Source organism: Leisingera sp. MMG026 (genome assembly GCF_021654205.1).
Taxonomy (GTDB): Bacteria; Pseudomonadota; Alphaproteobacteria; order Rhodobacterales; family Rhodobacteraceae; genus Leisingera.
Genome location: NZ_JAKFZM010000053.1, coordinates 1 through 24,035 on the forward strand (window position 1 = coordinate 1; position 24,035 = coordinate 24,035).

Consider the following 24,035-nt stretch of genomic DNA (forward strand, 5'->3'; position numbering starts at 1 on the left):
CGAAGCCGAAGCCGAAGCCGAAGAAACCATCGCCGCTGTGCTGGAAACCGCAAGCGAAAATGCGCAGGCCGCAGAGGACAGCACCCCCGAAGTCGAACTGCTCGAAGTCAATGAAGCCGCTGCCGATGAGGTTACCCCCCCCAAGGAAGCAAAGGCCGAAGCCGCCCCGCGCACCGGAAAAGACGTCGGCGAAGACACCGTGCCGGCCGCAGACAGTATCGCCGCCAAACTGCAGCGCATCCGTGCTGTGGTGGCACAGACCCCGGACGAAGACTTCACCGAAGACGAGCATGCCGACGACGTTCTGGAAAGCGCCGCCGAGGACATCTCCAACGCGCTGCTGGAAGATGACGCCGACGGCGCACAGGGCTTTGATGATGAAGACAACGATGCAATCGCCAAGGCACTGGACCGCCTGGACCTGAACACCGGGGCCGCCTCTGCAAGCGATGCCCCGGCACAAGACAGCGACAGCCTGTTTGCCGGCCTGCAGGATAAAGACAAGGCGCCGGCTGCTGCGGACGCCAGCGAAACCACAGACAGCCACGGCGCCGAAAACCTCCTGGCCGGCAACGCCGAAGACGAAGCTGCCGCTGCCAAACCTGCCCCCGCCCGTCCGGCGCGGGTGCGCATCACCAAGGTGAAACGCGCCGACTTTGACAAGGCCGTCGCGTCCGGCCGGCTGGAGGAATCCAAAGCCAGCGAAGATCCCGCGCCCGGGCAGCCGCCGCTGTCACAGGAAGACGAAGCCGACCTGATGCGCGAACTGGCTGAGGTGGAGGCCGAGATCCTGGCCGCGTCCGAAGATCAGGACGCCGGGGATTCTCCGGCCCTGTCCACGGCCCAGTCCACGGCCCAATCCGCAGCAGCCAGCCTGGCGGACAGCGATGTCTCCCGGCTGATGGCCGCCGCCGACGAAAAACTCGAGGACCCTGACACCGCCTCTTCCCGCGAGGCTTACAGCCAGCTGCGCGCCGCTGTCGCCGCCACCAAGGCCGAAGGCTCTGCCGCCGGCACCACCGGCAGCGATGGCGCCAAGCCTTACCGCGAAGACCTGGCCAGCGTGGTCCGCCCGCGCCGCCCGGAGTCCCGCCCGAACGCCTCGGAACGTCCGTCCGGCCCGGCCTCCCGCCCGGCCCCGCTGAAACTGGTGGCTGAACAGCGCATTAACGAAGGCAGCACACCGCAGCAGCCGGTGCGCCCGCGCCGGGTCTCGGCTGCGGTTCTGGGCGACGAAACCGAAGGCAGCAGCGGTTTTGCCTCCTACGCCGCCGAACGCGGCGCCGCCGAACTGCATGAGCTGCTGGAAGCGGCCGCCGCCTACATGAGCTTTGTCGAAGGCCGCGACCACTTCTCGCGCCCGCAACTGATGAACAAGGTGCGCAGCGCCGGCAGCAGTGACTTCAACCGCGAAGACGGGCTGCGTTCTTTCGGCCAGCTCTTGCGCGACGGCAAGATCGAACGCTCCGGCAGCGGCCAGTTCACCGCCTCCGGCGACATCGGCTTCAAGCCCGGCAAACGCGCCGCAGGCTGAACGCCCCGGCGACCGGACCAAAAAAGGCGGCCATTGCGGGCCGCCTTTTCATTTTCCGAACCAGATCCTGCTTCATCTTTGCCGAAATACTCCGGGGTGAATGCGCCACAGGCGCAGAGGGGCAGCGCCCCTCTTCTTTCAAGCCTGCCCCTCACCTTATTCCTGTTCCGCGCCCGGATCTTCCTTGCCGACACCGCGGAACACAAACTTAAACGGCAGCACCCAGACAACCCCCAGCGCCACATAAATCAGCAGCTCCAGCCACAACGGCGGCCGGTCCAGCATATTCATCACCGTGACAGCAGCCACGATGTAAACCGGCATCCCGACCAGCAGGATCACCAGTGCCCAGCGCCGCCGGGCCTTATAGCTCAGGCCTTTTTCCTCAGCCATCAGTCGGCAAAGGGATCGGTCACCAGAATGGTGTCGTCCCGCTCCGGGCTGGTGGACAGCAATGCCACCGGGCAGTCAATCAGCTCTTCCACCCGTTTCACATATTTGATCGCATTGGCCGGCAGGTCATTCCAGCTGCGCGCGCCTTCGGTGCTTTCGCTCCAGCCCGGCATTTCCTCGTAAACCGGCGTGCAGCGGGCCTGGCTGTCGGCAGCCGTCGGCAAGTAATCCAGGCGCTCGCCGTCCAGATCATAGCCCACACAGATCTTCAGGGTCTCGAACCCGTCCAGCACATCCAGCTTGGTCAGCGAAATACCGTTGATGCCGGAGGTGGCGCAGGTCTGGCGCACCAGACAGGCATCAAACCAGCCGCAACGGCGTTGGCGGCCGGTGGTGGTGCCGAACTCATGGCCGCGCTCACCCAGACGCTGGCCGTCCGCATCCGGCGTGCCATCGGCCTGCAACAGCTCAGTCGGGAACGGGCCTTCGCCAACCCGTGTGGTATAGGCCTTCACAATGCCCAGCACATAATCGATCGAGCCGGGGCCGATGCCCACACCAGTTGCCGCCTGGCCTGCAATCACATTCGACGAGGTCACAAACGGATAGGTGCCGAAATCAATGTCCAGCAACGCACCCTGCGCGCCTTCAAAAAGGATCCGCTTGCCCGACTTGCGCTTCTCGTTCAGCACCTTCCAGACCGGCGCCGCATAGGGCAGGATCTTCGGTGCGATCTCTTTCAGCTGTTCAATCAGCGCGTCGCGGTCAACTGCGTCAACACCCAGCCCCTTGCGCAGCGGATCATGATGCTGCAGCGCACGGTCAACGCGGGCGATCAGTGTCGCCTCATCCGCCAGATCGGCGACGCGGATCGCCCGTCGGCCCACTTTATCTTCGTAACACGGGCCAATACCGCGGCCGGTGGTGCCGATCTTGGTGCCTTTCGAGGCCGCCTCTTCACGCGCCCGGTCCAATTCGCCATGCAGCGGCAGGATCAGCGGCGTGTTTTCCGCGACCATCAGCGTTTCCGGGGTGATCTCAACACCCTGCGCCTGGACCGTGGCGATCTCTTTCATCAGGTGCCAGGGATCCAGCACCACACCGTTGCCAATGACCGACAGCTTGCCGCCGCGCACCACGCCCGAAGGCAGCGCGTGCAGCTTGTAAACCTTGCCGTCAATGACCAGCGTATGGCCGGCGTTATGGCCGCCCTGGAAGCGCGCGATCACGTCTGCACGCTCGCTCAGCCAATCCACGATCTTGCCTTTCCCTTCGTCGCCCCACTGGGCGCCGACTACGACGACATTGGCCATATCCGGTCCTTTACAGTCTTGGTTCAAACCCACGCTCATATAGCGATGCTGCGCCGGCAGGGGAACCGCAAATTCGCCGCAGTCAGACGCTAATTCACGGTGCGCGGCCCTCTCTCCGCCGCAAAACCCGTTCTCAGCCGGGCAGAGCCCGTCCGCGGGCTGGCGGCGGAACAGACCTGAAAGGCAGTTTATCGTGCCGGATCTGCAAGAGTTCAGTTGGCGGGCTTACCTGTCAAAAGAGCCCGCCCGATGGGACGGACGGGCACTGTCCGGCAGCGCCGCCATCCTTAACCGGATCAGCGCTCAGACCAGCGAAAGAAGAAACCTGAACCGCCCGGCCGGTCGGACGGTCCTGGCGGCCGAACCTGCTGCGCGGTCAATCGCTTAGCCGCACCGGTTCCCCATGCGGAGTCGCCAGATAGGCCGCTTCCCAGCGGCTGCGCATCACCTCGGCCTCCGCGCGCGATGCCGCCCCCTCCTCGGCCAGGAACATCTCCAGTGTCTCCAGCCAGGCGCGAAAATAATCCTCACCGCCATCCAGCTCACGGCTAAGGCCGTGGCGTCGCAAAGTGGCCGAGAACCGCTCGACCCACACGCCCCAGGTAAACCGCCCGGCTTCGTTCAGATGCACCGTCAGTGCAAAGACCTGCGCATGCCAAGGCTCGGCAAAGACCGGCTCCGGCGCGGCCACCTCAGAACACCCGCTCATAGTGGCTCCAGATAGCTTTGCCACAGGTCCAGCACCACCTCGTCCTCGGGATGTTCGGGATGCGCCCACAATATGCGCGCCGAAAACCGCACCGCATACAGCGGCTCCGGTGCTTCGCCCAATCCATGCGCGTTGCTGTCCGGCAGCACATGGGTGCCATGCAACCGCAGGACATAGCCATGCGCCCCTGCGGCATATTGCGGCAGCCGCGTGTGGCCGCCATCGACCAGCGCGTTGTCAGCAGGGATTCGCACCCGCACCGCCTGCCCCGGATGAAACCGCGGCTTCGGCCCGCCCTCACGGGTGGCTGGACCGCCCTTGGCCAAGGCCCCTGCCACCGCATCCGCCTTCAGCGCCCGCTCTGCCAGCGCATGCAGTCCGGCAGCACCCTGGCCCTGCAGGTCTTCGCGCGTCAGCACGCCTTTCTCCACCAGCAGATCCGCCAGCGCCGAGATCCATTTCTCGTAATAGGAAAACCGCGTGTAATCCTTCGGCGGCAGCTTCTCCCGCGCATGGCGGGAGGTGTCGATATTCCACTGCCCCAGCGCGCCGCAGGCCAACGTCACCGCCAGGGCGCGGGCATGCCAGTCCTCGGCAAAAACCGTCGCGTCCTCGGCTTCCGGCACTACCGGTCCGTCACCGAATCGCCCGCCCATGTCATGCACCCGGGTCATGCCGGCGCCTCCCCCGGCTGCCGTGCCAGGCCGGTGCCGATCATGCTGTCGCGGGTCACCAGCGCCGCCAGATCCTCTGCGCTCAAACCCTCAGTGCCTTCAGGCCGCATCGGCAGCACCAGATAGCGGACCTCAGCCGTCGAATCCCAGACCCGCACCGCGGTCCCCTCAGGCAGGGCCACGCCGAAATCCGCCAGAACTTTCCGCGGTTCGCGCACCGCGCGGGCGCGATAGGCGTCGGACTTATACCAGCCCGGCGGCATACCCAGCAAAGGCCACGGGTAGCAGCTGCACAGCGTACAAACGACCATATTGTGCTGCAGGGCCGTATTCTCCACCACCACCATATGCTCGCCCTGGCGGCCATAAAACCCAAGGTCCGCCAGCACCGGATCAGCATCCGCCAGCAGTGCTGCCTTGAACTCCGGATCGCTCCAGGCGCGCGCCACCACAAGGGCGCCGTTCTGCGGGCCGATCCTGTTTTGATAGGTATCAATGATCTCCTCCAGCGCGGCGGGATCAATCAGCCCCTTCTGAATGAGAATCGATTCCAGCGCCTTGACCCGCAAAGCAGGGTCAGGCGGCAAAAGGGCATGCGGGTGGTCGGGGTGATCATGAGGCATACCCCATGCTGCGCCGCTGCAGGAGGTCTGTCCAGTCATGTTTCATGATGCAAACATTCATGTTGCGTGACGTCCGGGACGGTTCGCGGCAGGGGCTGCAACTCCGCCCTTGCCCCCCCGGTCAATCTTGCCTATTTACCGCCCGATACTCAGCCAACCGCCGCAGGGGCCCATGGAAAACGTTGTTCTCATCATCCATCTTCTTTTGGCTCTCGGCCTGATTGCAGTTGTTCTGCTGCAGCGCTCCGAAGGCGGCGGCCTTGGCATGGGCGGCGGCGGCGGCGGTGCTGTCTCCGGCCGCGCGGCAGCTACAGCGCTTAGCCGGCTGACCTGGATCCTGGCCATCGCCTTTATCTGCACCTCGATCACCCTGACCATCATGGCCGCGCAGAAATCCGCAGGCGCCTCGGTCACCGACCGTCTGGCCGTGCCGCAGGCCGAAGACCAGGGCGATGCTCCGGCAGCCCCGTTGGGCAGCGATCTTCTGCCGCCTTCTGAGGGCGACAACGCTCCGCTGGTTCCCAGCGCAGACTGACACACTACACCTTGAGAGGGTTTTAGGAACCGCAACAGCATCTTGCGGTTCCCTTGCGTTGTTTGCGCGAATCCTTTATATATGAAGTCCCGTGATGCTGCGGTTTTTGGGGTGATTCCAATCACCGCCGGGCAGCTGAAATCTGACTTCTCACGGGGGCAGCCGATTACATATGGCGCGTTTTATCTTCATCACCGGCGGTGTTGTTTCATCCTTGGGCAAAGGCCTGGCTTCGGCTGCGCTTGGCGCCCTTCTGCAGGCGCGGGGCTACTCGGTCCGCCTGCGCAAGCTGGACCCCTATCTGAACGTCGATCCGGGCACCATGAGCCCGTTTGAACACGGCGAAGTCTTTGTCACCGACGATGGCGCCGAGACCGACCTGGACCTGGGCCATTACGAGCGGTTCACCGGGGTGCCCGCGCGCAAGACCGACTCGATCTCCTCGGGGCGGATCTACACCAACGTGCTGGAGAAAGAGCGCCGCGGCGATTACCTGGGCAAGACCATTCAGGTCATTCCCCACGTCACCAACGAGATCAAGGATTTCATCTCGATCGGCGAGGATGAAGTCGACTTCATGCTCTGTGAAATCGGCGGCACCGTCGGCGACATCGAAGGACTGCCGTTCTTTGAAGCGATCCGCCAGTTCGCCCAGGACAAGCCGCGCGGCCAGTGCCTGTTTATGCATTTGACCCTGCTGCCCTATATCAAGGCCAGCGGCGAGCTGAAGACCAAACCGACCCAGCACTCGGTCAAGGAGCTGCGCTCGATCGGCCTGGCGCCGGACATCCTGGTTTGCCGCTCTGAAGGCCCGATACCGAAGAAAGAGCGCGAGAAGCTGGCGCTGTTCTGCAACGTGCGCCCGGATTCGGTGATTGCTGCGCAGGATCTGAAATCCATTTACGAGGCACCGCTGGCCTATCACCGCGAAGGCATGGATCAGGCGGTTCTGGATGCATTCGGCATCTCCCCTGCTCCGAAACCGAACCTGGCCCGCTGGGAAGATGTGGCCGACCGCATCTATAACCCCGAAGGCGAAGTGAAGGTGGCCATTGTCGGCAAATACACCCAGCTGGAAGACGCCTATAAATCCATCGCCGAGGCGCTGACCCACGGCGGCATGTCGAACCGGGTGAAGGTGAAGATCGAATGGGTCGACGCCGAGCTGTTCGACAAGGAAGACGCCGCCCCCTATCTGCAGGGCTACCACGCGATCCTGGTCCCCGGCGGCTTTGGCGAGCGCGGCACCGAGGGCAAGATCAAGGCGGCGCAATATGCGCGCGAAAACGACGTCCCCTACCTGGGCATCTGCCTCGGCATGCAGATGGCGGTGATCGAAGCTGCGCGCAATGTGGCGGGCATCACCGCGGCGGGTTCGGAAGAGTTCGACCATGAGGCCGGCAAGAAACGGTTTGAACCGGTGGTCTATCACCTGAAGGAATGGGTGCAGGGCAACCACAAGATCAGCCGCAAGGCGGATGACGACAAGGGCGGCACCATGCGCCTGGGCGCCTATGACGCGGCGCTGACCGAAGGTTCCAAGGTCGCCGCCGCCTATGGCAGCACCCACATCGAGGAACGCCACCGCCACCGCTATGAGGTGGACATCAAATACCGCGAAAAGCTGGAAGAATGCGGGCTGAACTTCTCGGGCATGTCGCCCGACGGCCGCCTGCCGGAGATCGTGGAATGGAAGGACCACCCGTGGTTCATCGGCGTGCAGTTCCACCCGGAGCTGAAATCCAAACCCTTTGCGCCGCACCCGCTGTTTGACGATTTCGTCCGCGCAGCCAAAGACACCTCGCGTCTGGTCTGAGCTGTTGTGCGGCAGGCGGGTGTTCTCCCGCCCGCTGCCTGGCTCACGGCACATGAGCCGCACCCGTTGGGCCCTGCGCCGCTGCGCGGCGCAGGGAGAAACCGGAAAAAGGCGGGCCAATGGCCCGCCTTTTGCATTTTAACTGGTTGGTTTCAGGTTGGTTTCTGGCCGGGTTCAGAACCCGTGCATCCGCTTGGCCCATTGATAAGCCACTACCAGCCCCTTCATCCGCGGCAGCATCACCAGCGAGGCCCCCACCGTGATCACCGACATGATGATCGCCAAGGTCCAGGGATCCGGACGCAACTGGGTATAAACAATGTGCAGCGCAAAGCCGAGAATGTGGCCAACCACCAGAATGGTCAGATAGGCCGGCCCGTCATCAGCGCGCTGATGGTGCAGCTCCTGGCCGCATTCGCTGCAGCTGTCGTTCACCTTGAGATAACTGTGCAAGAGCTTGCCCTCGCCGCAGTTCGGGCAGCGCAGCCGCAGCCCCTTCAGCAAGGCGGGTTTCATCTCCCGCTGGTCCTGTTGCAAAACATCCATCCCAGTCATCGCACGTCTCCTTGGGGTTTGCGGCCTGATACTGCGATTCCGGGATTGATTGCAATCAATTTGCAAACATCGATATTGCATTTATTGACGCAGTCAATCATTGAACCAATCAATGATGGAACAATCACCCCAGGAGATTCCGCCGATGAAGCAGTGGACCCCGGCCCGTCTGGCCAATGCAAAGCCCCGCTATCTGGAGCTGGCCGAGGCGATCAAATCCGACATCGACACCGGCGTGCTGTCCCCCGGCGACCGGCTGCCGCCGCAGCGGCGGGTGGCGCAGGATCTGGGGGTGGATTTCTCAACCGTGTCGCGCGGCTATGCCGAGGCGGTGCGGCGCGGCTATATCGAAAGCTTTGTGGGCCGCGGCACCTTTGTGAAGGCGCCGGACGCGCTGCCGGCACGCCCCGATCCGCGCCGGGCTCTGGAAGAAGACCCGATGATGAACATGCCGCCGGAGCCGGATGACCCGGCCTTGCTGGCGCGGATGCAAAAGGGGCTGGAGCATGTCTCGGCCAACCTGCTGCCGCTGTTGCGCTATCAATCGGTCACCGGCAGCCCGCAGGACCGGGCCATTGCGGCGGATTGGATGCAGGCAAACGGCCTGCCCTGCGCACCCGAGCGGCTGGCGGTCACGCCGGGTTCTCATGCCAGTCTTTATGCAATTCTGACGGTGCTGTGCGAGCCGGGTTCAACCGTGTTGTGCGAGGATGTGACCTATCCCGGGCTGCGCTCAATTGCGGCGCGGCTGGGGATCCGGCTGATCGGTCTGGCCGGCGACCGTGACGGCATCCTGCCGGAGGCGCTGGAAAAAGCGGTCACCGACCACTGGCCGGCAGCGCTGTACCTGAACCCGACGCTGCAGAACCCGACCACCCGCACCATGCCCAGCCACCGGCGCCAGGAGGTGGCGGCCGTGCTGCAAAAACATGATCTGCCGCTGATCGAAGACGACGCCTATTGCTTCGTTGCCGAGGATGCTCCTGCCGCCATCAGCAGCCTGATCCCGGATCTGGGTTGGCATATCGCGGGCCTGTCCAAGTGTTTCGGCGCCGGGTTGCGGCTGGCCTATACCACGGTGCCCAAACGCAGCCTGATGGGGCAGTTCTCACAAGCAATGCGGTCGATGCATGTGATGGTGTCGCCGCTGAACCTGGCACTTCTGGGCCGCTGGATTGAGGATGGCACCGCGGCGGAAATCCAGGGTTTCGTGCGCAAGGCCGCAGCAGTGCGGCAGGCGCTGGCGGCTGAGGTGCTGCAGGAATGCTTTACCATTGCGGATCCACTGGCGTTCAACCTGTGGCTTACCCTGCCCCGCGGCACCAGCCGGGCCGAGGTAATGGGCCGCATGGCAGGCCGCCAGATCGGCATCATGCCAAGCGATGCTTTCACCGTGACCGGCCTGCCCGAGGAAGCAGTAAGGGTCTGCCTGGGCGGCCCCATTGCATTGGGCGAATTGCACGAGGATCTGATTGCGCTGAATGACGCAGTCACCCGCAAGGACTGGCTGGGTTGAGCTGCGGCTGGTAGGATACCGGCAGAAAACACGAGGCCGCCCATGATCCGCGCATTCCGCAATCTGATTGAACGGCAGCTGGCCAAGGCCCAGGCCGAAGGGCAGCTGCAGGGGCTGGCGGGCCAAGGCAAACCCTTGCCCGACCGCAGCGGCGAGGCGCATGTGGATGCAGGCCTGGCGGCAGGAATGCGGATCATGGCGCAGGCCGGCGTGGTGCCGGAGGAATTCACATTGAAAGAACAGCTGGCCGCGGCCCGCAAGGGTTATGCGGCTCTGACGGATGCGGCGGCACGCAAGGCGGCGATGGCGCGGATCTCGGATCTGGAAATGCGCTATAATATGGCGCGGGATGCGCGGAAATCCTTCTTCCGTTAGCGCAACACCCCGTTGTTTCCCGGCAGATTCGCGGTATAGACAGCGCCAAGACAGACCATTCCCAAGAAGAGTGACGCATCATGGCCAAAGACGCTTCCGTTCATCAGGAACAACTCGACCGTATCGCAGCCGGCAAAGGCTTCATTGCCGCGCTGGACCAATCCGGCGGCTCGACCCCGAAGGCGCTGGCGCTTTATGGCGTGACCGAGGACGCCTATTCCGGCGATGACGAGATGTTCGCCGAAATCCACAAGATGCGCACCCGCATCATCACCTCGCCGAGCTTTGGCAAGGAGCGTATCCTGGGTGCGATCCTGTTCGAGAAAACCATGGACGGCGAGATTGACGGCAAGCCGACCGCGGACTTCCTGTGGGGCAACTGCGGCGTGGTGCCGTTCCTGAAAGTGGACAAGGGCCTGGCCGATGAGGCCAATGGCGTGCAGATGATGAAGCCGATGCCGGAGTTGGACGCCCTGCTGGCGCGCGCCGGTGAGAAGGGCATCTTCGGCACCAAGATGCGCTCGGTCGTCAAGGAAGCCAATGCGACAGGCATCAAGGCGGTTGTCGCCCAGCAGTTCGAAGTAGGCCAGCAGATCGTGGCCGCCGGCCTGGTGCCGATCATCGAGCCGGAAGTGGACATCAACTCGGCCACCAAAGCCGAGGCCGAAGATGTCCTGAAGGCAGAGATCAAGGCGCAACTGGACGCCCTGCCCGAAGGCACCAAAGTGGCGCTGAAGCTGACCATCCCGTCCAAGGCGGGCCTCTATGATGATCTGGCAGATCACTCCAATGTGGTGCGGGTTGTGGCGCTGTCGGGCGGCTATACCACCGATGACGCCTGTGCGCGCCTGTCGCAGAACGCCAAGATGATCGCCTCCTTCAGCCGCGCGCTGACCGAGAGGCTGAGCGTGTCGATGACCGATGCGGAATATGACGCTGCATTGGGCGCAAATATCGCCAAAATCTACGACGCGTCGCTGTAAGCAGGGCGCAGACCTGTTGAATAGAAAGCCGCGCCTGCACCGGGCGCGGCTTTTTTCATGGACGGCTTTTAGGATCTGCGGCCCAAAGGCCGGTATCACTGGACCCGCGTCGTTGGGCCGGTATCACCGGGGCCGGCAGGTCAGAGACCCGTGCGCCCGGCGCAGCAGACCGCCAGCACCAGCCCGGCGCCGCTGAGGAAGGGCAGCCAGAAAAACCGCAATGCAGTCAGGGTGAACCAGCCCGGCTGATCCTCGGCCGGCTGGCCTGCGCCACCGAGCCAGGCCCAGAACACCAGCGCCGAGGCCGAGATCATCACCCCGCTGAAGGCGAGCAGCCAACGGGCCGAGCTAGGCATTGCGGCCTCCGCCGCCGGGGGCCTGCGGCTGGCGGCGAGCCATCCGCTCACGCTGCCTCGGTCAGCGACGGGTGCAGGCCGGTGCAGCTGACCTTGTTTTCATTGACCGCCAGGTAACGCTGCGCCTCCTCGCGGTTTCCAAAGCACAGGGCCTCGTCATAAAAATAGGTGATCCGGTCACCGGTCCGGGACAGCAGGGCGCCGCTTTCGAACAGAATAAACCACTTCTTACGCACCAGTTGCATCAGCCTCACTCCTTTCTGAAGCCCGGCTGCAGCGCACTTCCTGCGCCAGCCGGTTCTACTGCATTTCATCAGGGTGCAAACACCCATCCGGCGCCCGTGCGAGCGTTCCGGCGGCAGGTTTCCAATTGATGGATTGGCCTGTTTTGCGCCCTGATGAAGGCAGAATTCGCCCGCAAATATTGCCAAATGGTTAACGGGCGTTTCTGTTGATTTTGCGCGGCATTTTTCTGCCGGCGGGCGGCGGTTTCCCGCTGGCATAGGCGGATTTTCGGAAAAATTGGCGAAAAACCGCTGTTGCAGTTTTCAAAGACCCGCCGGCGGCAAAGCGCCCGTTCCGGACGCTGCCTCCGGCGGGGATTTTCACAGCCGGAAGAAGCTGTTGGAATTCCGGTTCAGCACCACGCGGGCGGCGGCACGGGGCGGAGAAGAAGCCTCTCTGGCAGGGCTCAGCCGAAATCCGGCGGGCGCTTTTGCAGCTGCGCCGCGACGGCCTCCATCTGATCCGGCTTGCCGATCAGGTCCAGCTGTCCGGCGCTTTCGGCCAGCAGCACATCCGCCTGGGCGGCACCGCTTTCGGCATAAGCGATCATGCGCTTGGCAGCGCGGATGGCGGAGGGGCTTTTTGCTGCAATGACGGTGGCCAGTTCCTGGGCGCGGGTAAGCGGGCTGTCTGCCAGTTCGCTCACCAGCCCCCAGTCCAGCGCCTGCGGCGCGGCGATTTTTTCAGCCGTGTAAGTGAGCCGGCGCAAAACGTCCGAACGCAGCAGCCGCGGCAGCAGCGCCATGCCGCCCATGTCCGGGATCAGCCCCCATTTCATCTCCATCACCGACAGCTGCGCCTCGGGGTGGGCAATGCGGATGTCGGCACCCAGCGCGATCTGCAAGCCGCCGCCGAAACAGGCACCGTGAATGGCCGCGATCACCGGCACCGGCATCCGGCGCCAGACCATCGCCACCTCCTGGAACGCGTTGGCGTCGTGGTGGGTGCGCTCCATCACCAGGGTGCTGAGGTCACGCTGCGCAAATCCGGCCAGAGCGGCCATGTCGAGGCCGGCGCAAAAGCTGTTGCCGCTGCCTGCCAGCACCACAGCGCGGGCGTCCGATTCCGCCACCTCCTGCCCGGCGGCGATGATTGCCTCGATCATCTCCTCGTCCAGGGCGTTGTGCTTGTCCGGGCGGGCAAGCGTGACATAGGCGATGTGGTCCTTGTAGCCGGTGGTGACTCTGGCCATGACGTATTCCCCGTTTCTGGTTTGCCGCCAGCCTGCCCCGGCAGCGGATGGGATGCCAGTCCAACGTGGGGGAAGGGTCAGGGTTGCAGCGGCAGACGGGCGAACCAGGGCGAGTCGAGTGTCATCACATAAAGCTGCCCGCCTGCCAGCTTGCCGCCGGTGGTGACGCCAAGGCGCCCGTCCGGGTCCTGCAGCGTGCGTAAGGTTTTGCCCTGCCCGTCGAGCTGCATCAGCATGCCGCGATGCACCGGCGCCGGGCGCACAATCGGCCCCAGCCGCCAGATCACTTTGCGCAAGAACGGATAGGGCATCAGCATTTCCGACGGCAGGCGAGGGCTGGCAAAGGCCAGCCAATAGGTGCCGTCGCCCTGGCCTTCAAGGTTGTCGGGATAGCCGGGGAGGTTATCAAGGAAGACCTCTTGCTGGCCCGCTCTGTCCCCCGTGAGCCAGAGCCGATGGATACGGGCGCGGCCGGTTTCGTTGATCAGGAGGAAATCTTCGTCCGGGGACAGGGCAATGCCATTGGTGTAGACGAAGCCTGTGGCGAGCTTTTCTACGCTGCCGTCTGGCGCCAAGCGGGCGACATAGCCGCTGTCCGACTGTTCCCAGATGGTGAGGATCGAGGTGGGTTTGGTACCGCCCATGGTTTCCGGATCGAACCGGTCGGAGGAGTTAGAGAAATAGACGGTGCCGTCCTGTGCCACGTCGAGCTGGTTGGCGTAAAGGATGGGCGTGCCATTGATGCTGTCTGCCAGCACCTTGAGCGTGCCGGGGCCGGACCAGCGCAGGATGCCGCGGAAGCTGTCAGCGATGTAAAGCGCGCCGTCCGGCCCGGCCTTCAACCCCAGCGGGCGGCCGCCGAGACGGTCGGCCAGCACCGGCTCCGCCCCGTCGATGCGGTAGAGATTGCCGGAAAGGCTGGTGGTGTAGACCGCACCGTCCGCGAGTTCGGCCAGGTCTTCGGGGCCTGCTTCGCCATCCGGCAGAGTGATCAGCTCTGCCGCATCCAGGGCGCGGTTTTCGGCGTAGGCGCCGGTAAACCCTGGCGCGGCGGGCGGGTCATAGGCGACCGGGTCCACCGGCACCGGCCAGAACAACAGGTAGCCTAGGGCGGCGGCCAGCAAGGCCAGAACAATGCGCATGAAAGAATCCTCTGGAAATCCGGGTGTAATCTGCGCGGCAGGGAACGGTGACGCAAGCCTTGCCCCGTTTGCGGGCTTGGGGTTATCTGCGGCTATGACTGGTCCCCGCTACACCCCGCTTGCGCTTTCCCTGCCTGCCGCCGTGCCGTTTGTCGGCCCCGAAACGCAGGAGCGTGAGCGCGGCGCGCCTTTTGCGGCACGGCTGGGGGCGAATGAGAACATATTCGGCCCCTCGCCCAAGGCGGTTGAGGCAATGGCCAAAGCGGCGGCGGAGATCTGGAAATACGGCGATGCGCAAAGCCATGATCTGCGTCAGGCGCTGCCGGCGTATCACGGGGCGGGCCCTGAGCATATCATCGTCGGCGAAGGTATCGACGGTTTGCTGGGTTATCTGGTGCGGCTGCTGATCGGGCCGGGCGATGCGGTTGTGACCTCGCTGGGGGCCTATCCGACGTTCAATTACCATGTGGCGGGGTTTGGCGGGGTGATCCACACGGTGCCCTACAAGAATGACCGCGAGGATTTTGAGGCGTTGTTTGCCAGGGCGGCGGAGGTGGATGCCAAGATCGTCTACCTTGCCAATCCGGACAATCCGATGGGCAGCTGGCACAAGGGCGCCGATATTGCCACCGCGCTGGACCATTTGCCCGCGGGCTGCCTGCTGCTGCTGGACGAGGCTTATGTGGAATGCGCGCCGGAAGGCACCGCGGCGCCCGTCAGTGCCGATGATGTGCGGGTGATCCGGATGCGGACGTTCTCCAAGGCCTATGGCATGGCCGGTGCACGGGTGGGCTATGCCATAGGCCACCCGGATCTGATCGCTGCCTTCAATAAGGTGCGCAATCATTTCGGCATGAACCGGGCGGCGCAGGCGGGGGCGCTGGCGGCCTTGCAGGATCAGGACTGGCTGGCGAGCGTGCTGGCGCAAATCGGCGGCGCGCGGCACCGGATTGCTGGGATCGCGGCAGAAAACGGGCTGAGCGCCCTGCCCTCGGCCACCAATTTCGTGGCCATTGACTGCGGTCACGACGGGGTGTTTGCCAAGGCGGTTCTGGATGGTCTGGTGGATCAGGGGATCTTTGTGCGGATGCCCTTTGCCGCGCCGCAAAACCGCTGCATCCGGGTGAGCTGCGGGCCGGAAGCGGAGCTGGACGCCTTTGCGGCGGCCCTGCCGCGGGCGCTGGCGGCGGCGCGGGGTGGCTGAAACTTGCCAGCGCTCCCCGGATCGCGGCAGTTTTACCGGACATTCACCACTCCTGGACTACCATTTAGAAGTAGAACCGGGAGAATTGTCATGCGTGACCCTGAACTGCCGGCCAACATGCCGGATTTCTTCACTGCCGCAATCACCTTTGCCGGGATCAACCTGATGTGGATCTTCTTTGTGGTCTGGGTGATGTACGGAATGGTGCCTGTTCTGGTGCTGGCGGTGCTGATCAACCATCTTATCACCAGGCTGGATATCCGCCTGAATGCACGGAAGGCGTGAGCCGCACCTACCGTTTGTGTCTGCCAGGCTGCTAGCGCGCGGCCAGGGCTTTTGCAGCCGCGTCCAGCGCGCCCGGCCCGTGCGGAATACCCAGCGCCTTGAGACCGGTGTCGATGCCGCCCAGCAGGCCCATCGCCATATGGCCGTTCACATGCCCCATATGGCCCAGCCGGAAAAACCTGTGCCAGTCCGGGCTGTTTGGCGCCGCCATACCAAGGCCGATGGCCAGCGTCAGGCCCAAGTGCTGTTCCAGCCACATGCGCAGTTCGGTGCCCAGTGGCGATCCGTTCGGCAATCCGGTCCAGGTCCCAGGGCGCGTGATTGCCGAAATCGTGAACCTCAGCCTCGATGCCCAGCCCTTCGGCCATTTCCGGCCAGCCGATCGCAGACCGGCCCGAGGAAGGCAACAGCACCCGGTCGCCCGGCTGCAGCGTGTTCTGCAGTGCCGCCTCCCAGGCGCCGTGGCCGTTGGAGATTTAGATCGCAACCTGATGCCGGGTGCCGGCGATCCGCTGCAGATCCGGGATCAGGGTGGCGGTCATTTCGACCAGAGCACCGGCATAGATGTTGGGAGAGACCGGTGCATTGCCTGCAGCACCTGGTCCGGCACCACCGGTGGGCCCGGACTGGCCAGGTATGACCGGCCTGTTGATAGTTCACTGATCCGCTCATGGGCAATGTTCCTTGCAGCGCAAACGCCTTCGCGCACCGCGGTTGATCCTTTGCGGCGCAGTAGCCGGCGATCCCGCAGGGTCAATTCCACAGTCCGCAGCGTCACGGCGAATTGCTTGCGCCCTGCAGCCGAGCTGCTTAAATGGTTGCGGCATGTCAGAAAAGGCGCGAAATGACCCGAACTCCCTGCCGGACCCTCCCCGTATGAGCCAGCCTCACAAATCCTCGCGCGAGCTGTTCGGCTGGCTGTGGCGCGGTTATCTGCGCCATTACATCGGCCTGTTGGGCATTGCCGCGATCTTTATGCTGCTGGAAGGCGCCACCATGGGCGCGCTTGGCTATATGATGCAGCCGATGTTCGATCTGGTCTTTGTCGCGGGCAATTCAGACGCGCTGGTCTGGGTCAGCCTGGCGTTTCTGGCGATTTTCACGTTGCGCGGCGTGTCCAGCGTCACCCAGAAGGTGCTGCTGAGCAAGGTTTCGCAGACCTCGGCCGCACATCTGCGCAAGGATATGCTGGCGCGGCTGATCCGCCAGGATCCGGCGTTTCACCAGCAGCACCCGCCGGGGCTGCTGATCCAGCGGATCCAGTCGGATGTCTATGCCATCAACGCGGTCTGGCAGGCGGTGATCACCGGCGCCGGGCGCGATCTGGTGGCGCTGGTGGCGGTGCTGGGTGTTGCCTTCAGCATCGACTGGCGCTGGACGCTGATCCTGCTGGTCGGGGTGCCGGTGCTCTTGCTGCCGATCTCGACCATCCAGCGTTATGTGCGCAAGAAGGCGTCGCGCGCGCGCGATCTGGGCGCTGATCTGGCAACGCGGCTGGACGAGATTTTTCACGGCATCGTGCCGGTCAAGCTGAACCGTCTGGAAGATTATCAGGTCCACCGTTTTTCCGAACGCACCGATGACTTTGTCCGCTCGGAAGTGAAGGCCGCCTTTGGCACTTCGTCGATTTCGGGCATGACCGACATCATGGCCGGTGTCGGTTTTATGGCGGTGCTGCTGTATGGCGGCAACGAGATCATCGCCGGCGAAAAATCCGTGGGCCAGTTCATGAGCTTTTTCACCTCGATCGGGCTGAGTTTCGAACCGATGCGGCGGCTGGCGAATATTTCCGGTGTCTGGCAGGGCGCGGCGGCAGCGCTGGAGCGGATCAAGGAGCTGCTGGATGCGCCGATCCTGCTGAGCGAGCCAGAACATCCGCAGGCCGCGCCGCAAGGTCTGCCCGCCATCAACCTGAGCGGAGTTGAGCTGAATTACGGCGACGCGCAGATCCTGCACGGGCTGACAATGGAGGCCGAAGCCGGCAAGACCACCGCGCTGGTGGGGGCCTCGGGGGCTGGCAAATCGACCATTTTCAACCTGCTGACCCGGATGGTGGATCCGCAGGCGGGATCCGTGACCGTGGGCGGGGTTGAGGTCACCGGTCTGAACACCGCAGATCTGCGCAGCCTGTTTTCGGTGGTGACGCAGGATGCGATGCTGTTTGACGAAACCCTGCTTGAGAATATCGTGCTGGGCCGCACCGATGTGAGCGACGAGGAACTGCAAGCGGCGCTGGAGGCCTCGCATGTGGCGGATTTCCTGCCCAAGCTGGAGCATGGGCTGGAAACCCGCGTGGGGCCGCGCGGATCAGCCCTGTCGGGCGGCCAGCGGCAGCGGGTGGTGATTGCCCGCGCCTTGCTGCGCAATACGCCGGTGCTGCTGCTGGACGAGGCCACCTCGGCCTTGGATGCGCAATCCGAGAAGGTGGTGCAGCAGGCGCTGGACAAGCTGGCCGGCGGGCGCACCACGCTGGTGATCGCACACCGGCTGTCGACCATCCGCAATGCAGATAAGATTGTGGTGATGGACCGCGGCCGGGTGCTGGACCAGGGCACCCACGAAGAACTGCTGGCGCGCGGCGGCACCTATGCCGATCTGTACCGGCTGCAGTTTCAGGACGGCAAGACAGTGGTGGATACTGCCGGCATCGCCGCCCAAGCCGAGCAAGTGCCGGGTGGCGCCGCAAGCGGCAAGGAACGCTGGTTCCGCCGGTTCTCGCGCAAGGTGTTCGGTTGAGTATCTTTGAATGTTTCGCCCGGCCGAAAGGCCGGGCAACGCCCGTCCGCCCCGGTCAAACCAAAGGTTTGCCTCCGGCAAAACGGCGGGCGTTTCGCTTCCGCCCGCGGACGACCCCTGCTCTCTCTTCTATTTCCGGTAAGAAGCAGCCAGCTTTCCCGTATCCCGCCCCAGAAAATACCGCATCAGCGTCCACAGGTTGCGTGCTCCGCGCCGCAGCCAGCCCGCGCGCTGGTAGCGCGCGGCGCTGGTCAGCGCCGCGCTTGGCAGAATCGTCACGCCCTGCAGGCGGCGCACCAACGCCACGTCCTCCATCAGCGGCTGGTCGGGATAGCCGCCTGCGGCCTCATACGCCGCGCGCCGGATCAGCAGGCCCTGATCGCCATAGGGCAGCCTGAACAGCCGCGTCCGCAGGTTGGCCCAGCCCGCGACCCAGGCCGGCATCAGCCCACGCGCCCGGAAGCGCAGGCGGAAACAGGCGGGGCTGCCCTGCCCCGTCTGCAGATGCTGCGCCACGGCTTTGGCCCAGCCCGGTTCCAGTCGGGTGTCGGCGTGCAGTATCAACAGCCAGTCGCCCTTGGCCGCCGCACAGCCCCGGCGCAGCTGGCCTCCGCGCGACGGCGCACCGCTGATCCATTCTGCGCCCGCACCCTCAGCGATAGCGCGGGTGGCGTCGGCGGAGCCGCCATCCGTTATCACCAGCTCGCGGATCAGACCCGCGGCCAGCCCCTCCATCAGATGTTCAAGCGTGGCAGGCAGCTCTTCGCTTGCGTTCAAGGCGGGGATCACGATGCTGACCGGCGCGGGCATGGGTGGTTTTCCTGTTTTCTTCCGCCCTGCTTCCTATATCACTGGGCGGAACTATGAAACGTCCTCTGAGAAACACCGGAGACATGAAATGATCGACCGCCGCATCCTGCGCCTGAGTGGTGCCGACGCCCGCAGTTTTTTGCAGGGGCTGGTGACCAACAATGTCGACCGGCTGGACGATGGGCTGGTCTATGCAGCACTCTTGACGCCGCAGGGCAAATATCTGGCGGATTTCTTTCTGGCCGCCGATGGCGATGCGGTGCTCTTGGACGTGGAGGCGTCGCTGGCCGAAGGCCTGCTGAAGCGGCTGAACATGTACCGGCTGCGCGCTGACGTGCAGGTGGAACTGACGGATCTGCAGGTGAAACGCGGCACCGGCGATGCGCCTGAGGGCGCGCTGTCCGATCCGCGCCATGCGGATATGGGCTGGCGGCTCTATGGCGCTGAAGGCGGCGATGACGGCAGTGATTGGGACGCGGTCCGGGTCGCCCATTGTATCCCAGAGACCAGCGTCGAGCTGGGACCGGAAAGCTATATTCTGGAGGCGGGGTTTGAAGCGCTGAACGGGGTGGATTTCCGCAAGGGCTGCTATGTGGGCCAGGAGGTCACCGCGCGGATGAAACACAAGACCGAGCTGCGCAAGGGGTTCCGGACTGTGGAGGTTGAGGGCACGGCGCCGGTTGGCACTGAGATCACCTCGGGCGGTAAACCCGTGGGCAGGCTGTTCACCCAGTCCGGCGGCAAAGGCATTGCCTATCTGCGGTTCGACCGCGCCAAGGAGGGGATGCTGGCCGGAGAGGCGCGTGTCACCTGGCAGGTCTGAGCGGGCTGGAGGAAACGTTTCTTTCCCTATTGGGCGCTGAAGTCGCACGCGCCCGCCCGCTGCATGGCGGTAATTTGTCCGAGGTGCAGCTGCTGGAGCTGACGGATAGCCGCCGGGTGGTGGCCAAGACCGTGACGCTGGTTGCCGCGGAAGCGGCTATGCTGCCGGCCATTTACGCCGCTGGCGCGCCTGCCCCGGAGGTTCTGGGCGCAGCGCCGCCTGCTAGCCGTTCCCGACGCCCTGCCCCAGGATCCGCGATCGCGGTTTAAGACCCTTTGCGACAGGTTGCCGGATCCGCTGCCTGCTGCCCCGCCAACCTCTCTGCTGCATGGCAATCTGCGGGCTGCCAATGTTTTGTTCCGCGGCAGCTCCGCCTATCTGATCGACCCTGGGTGTTACTAAGGGGATGGAGACGTGGATCTGGCGATGCTGCATCTGTTCGGCGCACGGCCTGAAGCGTTTCACGAAAGCTATGGCGCGCCGGAGCCGGGGCATGAGGTGCGCCGGGCCATCTATCTGCTGTGGCCTGCGCTGGTGCATCTGCGGCTGTTCGGTGCCAGTTACCGCAGCATGGTGGAGACACGGCTGGACGCGCTGGGGGTCTGACAAGCCTCTGTTCACCTAATTGGGTTAGGGTCGCCGTCAGGATTGCTGAAAGGGTATTTGATGCGACTGATCCTTGGTGCTTGCCTGGCCGCGCTGGCGGCCTCCCCTGCTTTGGCAGACTACTGGAATTACAAGGACTGGCATGCCGCCACTGAACCGCATGAGACCGAGCAGGACAACTACCTGACCTGCCGCGCCTGGACCGGCGGCGATGGCGACCCGATCCTGGCGTTGGAGGTGTTTTCCGGCGACGGCGGCCCGCCGGATTTTTACCCGATGGCCAAGGTGCAGGAATATGCGCCGCGCCATTACCCGACGCTGATGCAGCGGGGCGGCACTGTGGATTTCATCTTTGACTTTGACCGCAGCTTCTCAGTTTCTGCCGGGATCAATTCCTGGATCAACGAGGAAGGCCTGGCCGAAGCTGAAAGCGCGCTGCAGTCTCAGGATCACCTGCCGATGCTGCAAGCGATGAAACAGGGAAGCTGGGTAGAGATCTGGGCCGGGAACAACATGTTCTATGAGGCGTCGTTGAGCGGATTTACCGCGGCCTATGGCAGGATGATGGATGAATGCGGCTTCAACCTAGCGCTGCCTGCTAAGTGATACTCCCGTCCCGCCGGCCGGCGGCGCAAAAGTTTTCGAGAACTTTTGCAAAAGTCTTGGGATCCGCCCGAAGACCTGAAAAAGCCGCCCCCGAGGGAGGGCGGCCTTCGCTTTTCCGGGACGCGGCCTGGATCAGGCGCGTTCGGAATATTCCATGGTCTCGGTGTTCACCACGATCATCTCGTCCTGGCCGACAAAGGGCGGCACCATGACCTTGACGCCGTTGTCCAGAATCGCGGGCTTGAAGGAGTTCGCCGCGGTCTGGCCTTTGACTACCGGCTCGGTCTCGACGATCTGGCAGGTCACTTTCTGCGGCACGGTGGCGTTCAGCGCCTCCGCTTCGTGGAATTCCACAACAATGGTCATGCCGTCCTGCAGGAACGGGCGGCGGTCGCCCAACAGCTCTGCCGGCAGTTCGATCTGCTCGTACGTCTCGGTGTCCATGAACACCAGCATGCCGTCGCTCTCGTAAAGGAACTGCTGGTCTTTCTGTTCCAGCCGGACCTTCTCGACCTTGTCCGCCGAGCGGAAGCGCTCGTTCAGCTTGGAGCCGTTGCGCAGGTTGCGCATTTCGACCTGGGCAAAGGCGCCGCCCTTGCCGGGCTTGACGTGATCGACCTTCACCGCTGCCCACAAACCGCCATTATGTTCCAGGACGTTTCCGGGACGGATTTCGTTACCGTTGATCTTGGGCATGGGAAAATGCCTTTCAGATGGTTGTTGAAAACTTGCAAGACCCTATATCTGGCAGGCTGATCGCTGGCAAGACAAGGATATGGTATGGAGACTGTGTGAATAAGGTATGCGCAATTTGCATGAAAGCTATGCATCTGCGCTCTATCCGAATCGTCACAATTCCGCCATAAGCAGCGCTACGCCGAAAATTGCAATAGCAAGAACAACAAGGGATACGAGATGCGAGATTTCGTAGACGGCACCGCTTATAATAACGAGCAAGGCAACCGCGCCCGCAAACTGTTTGCAGCCGTTGTCCTGGCCGCACTGGATGATGCCATCGCCGACGACAAGAAATACGGCAATGGCCCGGAACAGATTGCCCGCTGGGCACGTTCGCGCGATGGCCGCGAAGTACTGTCCTGCGCCGGTATCGACCCGAACGAACGGGTTGTGGAAGGCCTGATGGACTTCGTGGGCCGCGGTGTGCGGACCTCGGTTGCACTGTCGCGTGAAGAAAGCGAACGCCGCAACGCTGCGCAGGCAGAAGCCGCCTAAAAGGCCTCTGCCCCGCATTGCCGAAAAGCGCGCCCTTTGGGGGCGCGTTTTTCTTTTGCGCATCAAGGTTTCCGCAGGGTCAGGCTGTCGCGTGGCAGCTGCCGCGGGACGCTTGCGGCACAGCGCCCATAGACGGCGCTGCCTAAGCTGCTATGCAGACGCCTGACACAGGGGCGCAGGCAGGGAGATGGCAGCAGGATGACACGGGCGCGTTCGATCATGATCCAGGGCACCGGCAGCAATGTCGGCAAGTCGCTTATCGTGGCGGGGCTGGCGCGCGCCTATGTGCGGCGCGGGCTGAAAGTGGCACCGTTCAAGCCGCAGAACATGTCGAACAACGCCGCGGTGACGCCCGAGGGCGGCGAGATCGGTCGGGCGCAGGCCTTGCAAGCGCGCGCGGCAAAGCGACCTCCCCATACCGACATGAACCCGGTTCTGCTGAAGCCCGAGACCGACACCGGCGCCCAGGTGATCGTGCAGGGCAAGCGGCGCGGCACCCAGGGTGCGGGTTCCTTCTTGCGCGACAAAACCGGCCTCTTGGTGGCCGCGCTGGAAAGCTACCGGCGCTTGGCCGCTGACGCTGATCTGGTGCTGATCGAGGGCGCGGGATCGCCTGCCGAAACCAACCTGCGCAAGAATGACATTGCCAATATGGGCTTTGCCTGTGCGGCAGAGGTACCGGTGGTGATTACCGGCGACATTCACCGCGGCGGGGTAATTGCGCAGATCGTCGGCACCCACGCGGTGCTTGAACGCCATGATCTGGAGCGGGTCGTGGGGTTCATGGTGAACCGGTTCCGCGGCGACCTCAGCCTGTTTGATGCAGGCCGGGACGATATTGCCGCGCGCACCGGCTGGCCCAGCTTAGGCGTGGTGCCGTGGTTCTGGGACGCCTGGAAACTGCCGGCCGAGGACATGATGGACATCGCCTCGCGCCAGGGCGGCGCCTGCAAGGTGGTGGTGCCGCAGCTGGAACGGATGGCGAATTTCGACGATCTGGACCCGCTGGCAGCGGAGCCGGAGGTGACGGTGGAGATCGTGCCGCCGGGCCGCGCCCTGCCCGGCGATGCGGATCTGGTAATCCTGCCGGGCAGCAAGTCGACCATTGGCGATCTGGCCTATCTGCGCCGCCAGGGCTGGGATATCGACATCCAGGCGCATTACCGCCGCGGCGGCCATGTGCTGGGCTTGTGCGGCGGCTATCAGATGCTGGGCAAGACAGTTGACGACCCCGAAGGTGTCGACGGACGCCCCGGCAAGGTCGACGGGCTGGGCCTTTTGGATGTGCATACGGTGATGGCGGGCGAAAAGCGTGTCACCCTGACCGAGGCGGTGACCCGCGACGGCAATCTGCCGGTGAACGGTTATGAGATCCACATGGGCCGCACGGCTGGTGCCGATTGCGATCGGGCCTGGCTGAGCATCGATGGGCGCGCCGAGGGCGCGGCCTCAGCCGATGGCCGGGTGAAAGGGTCTTATCTGCACGGGCTGTTTTCCTCGGATGCCTTCCGCGCCAGCGTGCTGGCGGGACTCGGGCATGAAAGCCAGACGGGGTATGAAGACGGTGTCGAGGAGACGCTTGATGCGCTGGCGGACCATCTGGAACGCTATATGGATCTGGACCAGTTGCTGGAGCTGTCCCGGCCGGTGACGTTCTAAGGTTCCTTCGGGCAAGGCAAGCCCTCTCGCGTCCGCAGCCTGCCCTGGCCACGACCAGACCAGTCTGCGGTC

28 protein-coding genes and 1 pseudogene are annotated in these 24,035 nt (G+C 63.9%); 16 read left to right on the plus strand and 13 right to left on the minus strand.

Annotation, left to right across the window (positions count from 1 at the left end):
• A partial coding sequence (locus L1069_RS20500; RefSeq protein WP_237456876.1) for a chemotaxis protein CheA occupies positions 1–1,534 on the plus strand: 1,534 nt, incomplete at its 5' end.
• A gap of 156 nt (positions 1,535–1,690) precedes the next feature.
• Here L1069_RS20500 and L1069_RS20505 read toward each other — a convergent pair.
• From L1069_RS20505 to nthA, 5 genes are all read right to left on the minus strand, one after another.
• A complete protein-coding gene (locus L1069_RS20505) occupies positions 1,691–1,927 on the minus strand; it encodes a DUF2842 domain-containing protein (RefSeq protein WP_129370307.1) in 237 nt (78 codons plus the stop codon).
• Positions 1,927–3,240 carry an adenylosuccinate synthase gene (locus L1069_RS20510; protein WP_237456877.1) on the minus strand — a complete coding sequence of 438 codons (1,314 nt, stop codon included), beginning with the start codon at positions 3,238–3,240 and terminating at the stop codon, positions 1,927–1,929. The genes L1069_RS20505 and L1069_RS20510 overlap by 1 nt, the downstream gene beginning before the upstream one ends.
• Positions 3,241–3,616: 376 nt before the next feature.
• Positions 3,617–3,949: a nitrile hydratase accessory protein gene (locus L1069_RS20515; RefSeq protein ID WP_237456878.1), complete on the minus strand. Its 333-nt coding sequence runs from the start codon at positions 3,947–3,949 to the stop codon at positions 3,617–3,619.
• Positions 3,946–4,623, minus strand: coding sequence for a nitrile hydratase subunit beta (nthB, locus tag L1069_RS20520; RefSeq protein ID WP_237456879.1), 678 nt, complete (start codon positions 4,621–4,623; stop codon positions 3,946–3,948). Before nthB ends, L1069_RS20515 begins: the two co-directional genes overlap by 4 nt.
• The gene (gene nthA / locus L1069_RS20525) at positions 4,620–5,246 is read right to left on the minus strand and encodes a nitrile hydratase subunit alpha (protein WP_237456880.1); all 627 of its coding nucleotides are present in this window, start codon (positions 5,244–5,246) and stop codon (positions 4,620–4,622) included. The genes nthB and nthA overlap by 4 nt, the downstream gene beginning before the upstream one ends.
• 172 nt (positions 5,247–5,418) lie before the next feature.
• On the opposite strand from nthA, the gene secG reads away from it, so the two are divergent.
• Complete coding sequence (gene secG / locus L1069_RS20530) at positions 5,419–5,781, plus strand: preprotein translocase subunit SecG (protein WP_237456881.1); 363 nt, start codon at positions 5,419–5,421, stop codon at positions 5,779–5,781.
• 172 nt (positions 5,782–5,953) lie between these two features.
• Positions 5,954–7,597, plus strand: coding sequence for a CTP synthase (locus L1069_RS20535; protein WP_237456882.1), 1,644 nt, complete (start codon positions 5,954–5,956; stop codon positions 7,595–7,597).
• A gap of 174 nt (positions 7,598–7,771) precedes the next feature.
• On the opposite strand, the gene L1069_RS20540 is transcribed toward L1069_RS20535, so the two are convergent.
• A complete protein-coding gene (locus L1069_RS20540; protein WP_129370300.1) occupies positions 7,772–8,152 on the minus strand; it encodes a DUF983 domain-containing protein in 381 nt (126 codons plus the stop codon).
• A 145-nt stretch (positions 8,153–8,297) separates the two neighbouring features.
• On the opposite strand from L1069_RS20540, the gene L1069_RS20545 reads away from it, so the two are divergent.
• The 3 genes from L1069_RS20545 to L1069_RS20555 all read left to right on the plus strand — a co-directional run bounded on the left by L1069_RS20545 (position 8,298) and on the right by L1069_RS20555 (position 11,026).
• Positions 8,298–9,668, plus strand: coding sequence for a PLP-dependent aminotransferase family protein (locus L1069_RS20545; protein ID WP_237456883.1), 1,371 nt, complete (start codon positions 8,298–8,300; stop codon positions 9,666–9,668).
• A 42-nt stretch (positions 9,669–9,710) separates the two neighbouring features.
• Positions 9,711–10,043, plus strand: coding sequence for a DUF1992 domain-containing protein (locus tag L1069_RS20550; protein WP_134830239.1), 333 nt, complete (start codon positions 9,711–9,713; stop codon positions 10,041–10,043).
• Positions 10,044–10,123: 80 nt separating this feature from the next.
• A complete protein-coding gene (locus tag L1069_RS20555) occupies positions 10,124–11,026 on the plus strand; it encodes a fructose bisphosphate aldolase (protein ID WP_237456884.1) in 903 nt (300 codons plus the stop codon).
• Positions 11,027–11,166: 140 nt separating this feature from the next.
• On the opposite strand, the gene L1069_RS20560 is transcribed toward L1069_RS20555, so the two are convergent.
• The 4 genes from L1069_RS20560 to L1069_RS20575 form a co-directional block, all read right to left on the minus strand.
• Positions 11,167–11,382: a hypothetical protein gene (locus L1069_RS20560; RefSeq protein WP_129370296.1), complete on the minus strand. Its 216-nt coding sequence runs from the start codon at positions 11,380–11,382 to the stop codon at positions 11,167–11,169.
• Between the two features lie 47 nt (positions 11,383–11,429).
• Positions 11,430–11,627 carry a hypothetical protein gene (locus L1069_RS20565; RefSeq protein WP_129370295.1) on the minus strand — a complete coding sequence of 66 codons (198 nt, stop codon included), beginning with the start codon at positions 11,625–11,627 and terminating at the stop codon, positions 11,430–11,432.
• A 446-nt stretch (positions 11,628–12,073) separates the two neighbouring features.
• Positions 12,074–12,859, minus strand: a complete 786-nt coding sequence (locus L1069_RS20570; protein ID WP_129370294.1) for a crotonase/enoyl-CoA hydratase family protein — start codon at positions 12,857–12,859, stop codon at positions 12,074–12,076.
• Between the two features lie 77 nt (positions 12,860–12,936).
• Positions 12,937–14,001 (minus strand): SMP-30/gluconolactonase/LRE family protein, encoded by a 1,065-nt coding sequence (locus L1069_RS20575; protein WP_237456885.1) that lies wholly within the window; start codon positions 13,999–14,001, stop codon positions 12,937–12,939.
• 94 nt (positions 14,002–14,095) lie between these two features.
• Between L1069_RS20575 and L1069_RS20580 the strand changes: the two genes are divergently transcribed.
• Together L1069_RS20580 and L1069_RS20585 are read left to right on the plus strand one after the other, a co-directional pair.
• Positions 14,096–15,205 (plus strand): pyridoxal phosphate-dependent aminotransferase, encoded by a 1,110-nt coding sequence (locus tag L1069_RS20580; protein WP_237456886.1) that lies wholly within the window; start codon positions 14,096–14,098, stop codon positions 15,203–15,205.
• A gap of 90 nt (positions 15,206–15,295) precedes the next feature.
• Positions 15,296–15,490, plus strand: a complete 195-nt coding sequence (locus tag L1069_RS20585) for a histidinol phosphate aminotransferase (protein ID WP_129370291.1) — start codon at positions 15,296–15,298, stop codon at positions 15,488–15,490.
• A 31-nt stretch (positions 15,491–15,521) separates the two neighbouring features.
• Here L1069_RS20585 and L1069_RS20590 read toward each other — a convergent pair.
• Positions 15,522–16,169: pseudogene (locus tag L1069_RS20590) on the minus strand (hypothetical protein).
• A 197-nt stretch (positions 16,170–16,366) separates the two neighbouring features.
• Between L1069_RS20590 and L1069_RS20595 the strand changes: the two are divergent.
• On the plus strand, positions 16,367–18,226 hold the full coding sequence (locus L1069_RS20595) for an ABC transporter ATP-binding protein (RefSeq protein WP_237456887.1): 1,860 nt from the start codon (positions 16,367–16,369) through the stop codon (positions 18,224–18,226).
• Positions 18,227–18,355: 129 nt separating this feature from the next.
• Here the strand turns inward: L1069_RS20595 and L1069_RS20600 are convergent, their stop codons facing one another.
• Complete coding sequence (locus L1069_RS20600; RefSeq protein ID WP_237456888.1) at positions 18,356–19,036, minus strand: TIGR04283 family arsenosugar biosynthesis glycosyltransferase; 681 nt, start codon at positions 19,034–19,036, stop codon at positions 18,356–18,358.
• Between the two features lie 88 nt (positions 19,037–19,124).
• Between L1069_RS20600 and L1069_RS20605 the strand changes: the two genes are divergently transcribed.
• The 5 genes from L1069_RS20605 to L1069_RS20615 are packed head-to-tail and all read left to right on the plus strand — an operon-like array spanning position 19,125 to position 21,071.
• Positions 19,125–19,859, plus strand: coding sequence for a folate-binding protein (locus tag L1069_RS20605; RefSeq protein WP_237456889.1), 735 nt, complete (start codon positions 19,125–19,127; stop codon positions 19,857–19,859).
• A gap of 29 nt (positions 19,860–19,888) precedes the next feature.
• Entirely contained in the window at positions 19,889–20,128 is a 240-nt protein-coding gene (locus L1069_RS24320; protein ID WP_343328077.1) for a hypothetical protein, read from the plus strand.
• Entirely contained in the window at positions 20,079–20,261 is a 183-nt protein-coding gene (locus L1069_RS24325; RefSeq protein ID WP_343328076.1) for a hypothetical protein, read from the plus strand. The genes L1069_RS24320 and L1069_RS24325 overlap by 50 nt, the downstream gene beginning before the upstream one ends.
• A gap of 12 nt (positions 20,262–20,273) precedes the next feature.
• Entirely contained in the window at positions 20,274–20,465 is a 192-nt protein-coding gene (locus tag L1069_RS24330; protein ID WP_343328075.1) for a fructosamine kinase family protein, read from the plus strand.
• Positions 20,466–20,525: 60 nt separating this feature from the next.
• Positions 20,526–21,071, plus strand: coding sequence for a hypothetical protein (locus tag L1069_RS20615; RefSeq protein WP_237456890.1), 546 nt, complete (start codon positions 20,526–20,528; stop codon positions 21,069–21,071).
• A gap of 132 nt (positions 21,072–21,203) precedes the next feature.
• On the opposite strand, the gene efp is transcribed toward L1069_RS20615, so the two are convergent.
• On the minus strand, positions 21,204–21,767 hold the full coding sequence (efp, locus tag L1069_RS20620) for an elongation factor P (RefSeq protein ID WP_129370286.1): 564 nt from the start codon (positions 21,765–21,767) through the stop codon (positions 21,204–21,206).
• A gap of 219 nt (positions 21,768–21,986) precedes the next feature.
• Here efp and L1069_RS20625 point away from each other — a divergent pair, with 219 nt between their 5' ends.
• Both L1069_RS20625 and L1069_RS20630 read left to right on the plus strand, forming a co-directional pair.
• Positions 21,987–22,304 (plus strand): DUF6280 family protein, encoded by a 318-nt coding sequence (locus L1069_RS20625; protein WP_008556013.1) that lies wholly within the window; start codon positions 21,987–21,989, stop codon positions 22,302–22,304.
• 198 nt (positions 22,305–22,502) lie between these two features.
• The gene (locus tag L1069_RS20630) at positions 22,503–23,963 is read left to right on the plus strand and encodes a cobyric acid synthase (protein ID WP_237456891.1); all 1,461 of its coding nucleotides are present in this window, start codon (positions 22,503–22,505) and stop codon (positions 23,961–23,963) included.
• Positions 23,964–24,035: the final 72 nt, after the last annotated feature.

Coding starts and splice junctions, on each gene's coding strand:
- L1069_RS20630 (WP_237456891.1), top strand. CDS start 22,503: ATGACACGGGCGCGTTCGATCATGATCCAGGGCACCGGCAGCAATGTC.
- nthB (WP_237456879.1), bottom strand. CDS start 4,623: ATGACCCGGGTGCATGACATGGGCGGGCGATTCGGTGACGGACCGGTA.
- L1069_RS20545 (WP_237456883.1), top strand. CDS start 8,298: ATGAAGCAGTGGACCCCGGCCCGTCTGGCCAATGCAAAGCCCCGCTAT.
- L1069_RS20605 (WP_237456889.1), top strand. CDS start 19,125: ATGATCGACCGCCGCATCCTGCGCCTGAGTGGTGCCGACGCCCGCAGT.
- L1069_RS20585 (WP_129370291.1), top strand. CDS start 15,296: ATGCGTGACCCTGAACTGCCGGCCAACATGCCGGATTTCTTCACTGCC.
- L1069_RS20560 (WP_129370296.1), bottom strand. CDS start 11,382: ATGCCTAGCTCGGCCCGTTGGCTGCTCGCCTTCAGCGGGGTGATGATC.
- L1069_RS20615 (WP_237456890.1), top strand. CDS start 20,526: ATGCGACTGATCCTTGGTGCTTGCCTGGCCGCGCTGGCGGCCTCCCCT.
- L1069_RS20505 (WP_129370307.1), bottom strand. CDS start 1,927: ATGGCTGAGGAAAAAGGCCTGAGCTATAAGGCCCGGCGGCGCTGGGCA.
- L1069_RS20555 (WP_237456884.1), top strand. CDS start 10,124: ATGGCCAAAGACGCTTCCGTTCATCAGGAACAACTCGACCGTATCGCA.
- nthA (WP_237456880.1), bottom strand. CDS start 5,246: ATGCCTCATGATCACCCCGACCACCCGCATGCCCTTTTGCCGCCTGAC.
- L1069_RS20600 (WP_237456888.1), bottom strand. CDS start 19,036: ATGCCCGCGCCGGTCAGCATCGTGATCCCCGCCTTGAACGCAAGCGAA.
- L1069_RS20535 (WP_237456882.1), top strand. CDS start 5,954: ATGGCGCGTTTTATCTTCATCACCGGCGGTGTTGTTTCATCCTTGGGC.
- L1069_RS20570 (WP_129370294.1), bottom strand. CDS start 12,859: ATGGCCAGAGTCACCACCGGCTACAAGGACCACATCGCCTATGTCACG.
- efp (WP_129370286.1), bottom strand. CDS start 21,767: ATGCCCAAGATCAACGGTAACGAAATCCGTCCCGGAAACGTCCTGGAA.
- L1069_RS20625 (WP_008556013.1), top strand. CDS start 21,987: ATGCGAGATTTCGTAGACGGCACCGCTTATAATAACGAGCAAGGCAAC.
- L1069_RS20540 (WP_129370300.1), bottom strand. CDS start 8,152: ATGACTGGGATGGATGTTTTGCAACAGGACCAGCGGGAGATGAAACCC.
- secG (WP_237456881.1), top strand. CDS start 5,419: ATGGAAAACGTTGTTCTCATCATCCATCTTCTTTTGGCTCTCGGCCTG.
- L1069_RS20510 (WP_237456877.1), bottom strand. CDS start 3,240: ATGGCCAATGTCGTCGTAGTCGGCGCCCAGTGGGGCGACGAAGGGAAA.
- L1069_RS20575 (WP_237456885.1), bottom strand. CDS start 14,001: ATGCGCATTGTTCTGGCCTTGCTGGCCGCCGCCCTAGGCTACCTGTTG.
- L1069_RS20580 (WP_237456886.1), top strand. CDS start 14,096: ATGACTGGTCCCCGCTACACCCCGCTTGCGCTTTCCCTGCCTGCCGCC.
- L1069_RS20515 (WP_237456878.1), bottom strand. CDS start 3,949: ATGAGCGGGTGTTCTGAGGTGGCCGCGCCGGAGCCGGTCTTTGCCGAG.
- L1069_RS20565 (WP_129370295.1), bottom strand. CDS start 11,627: ATGCAACTGGTGCGTAAGAAGTGGTTTATTCTGTTCGAAAGCGGCGCC.
- L1069_RS20550 (WP_134830239.1), top strand. CDS start 9,711: ATGATCCGCGCATTCCGCAATCTGATTGAACGGCAGCTGGCCAAGGCC.
- L1069_RS20595 (WP_237456887.1), top strand. CDS start 16,367: ATGAGCCAGCCTCACAAATCCTCGCGCGAGCTGTTCGGCTGGCTGTGG.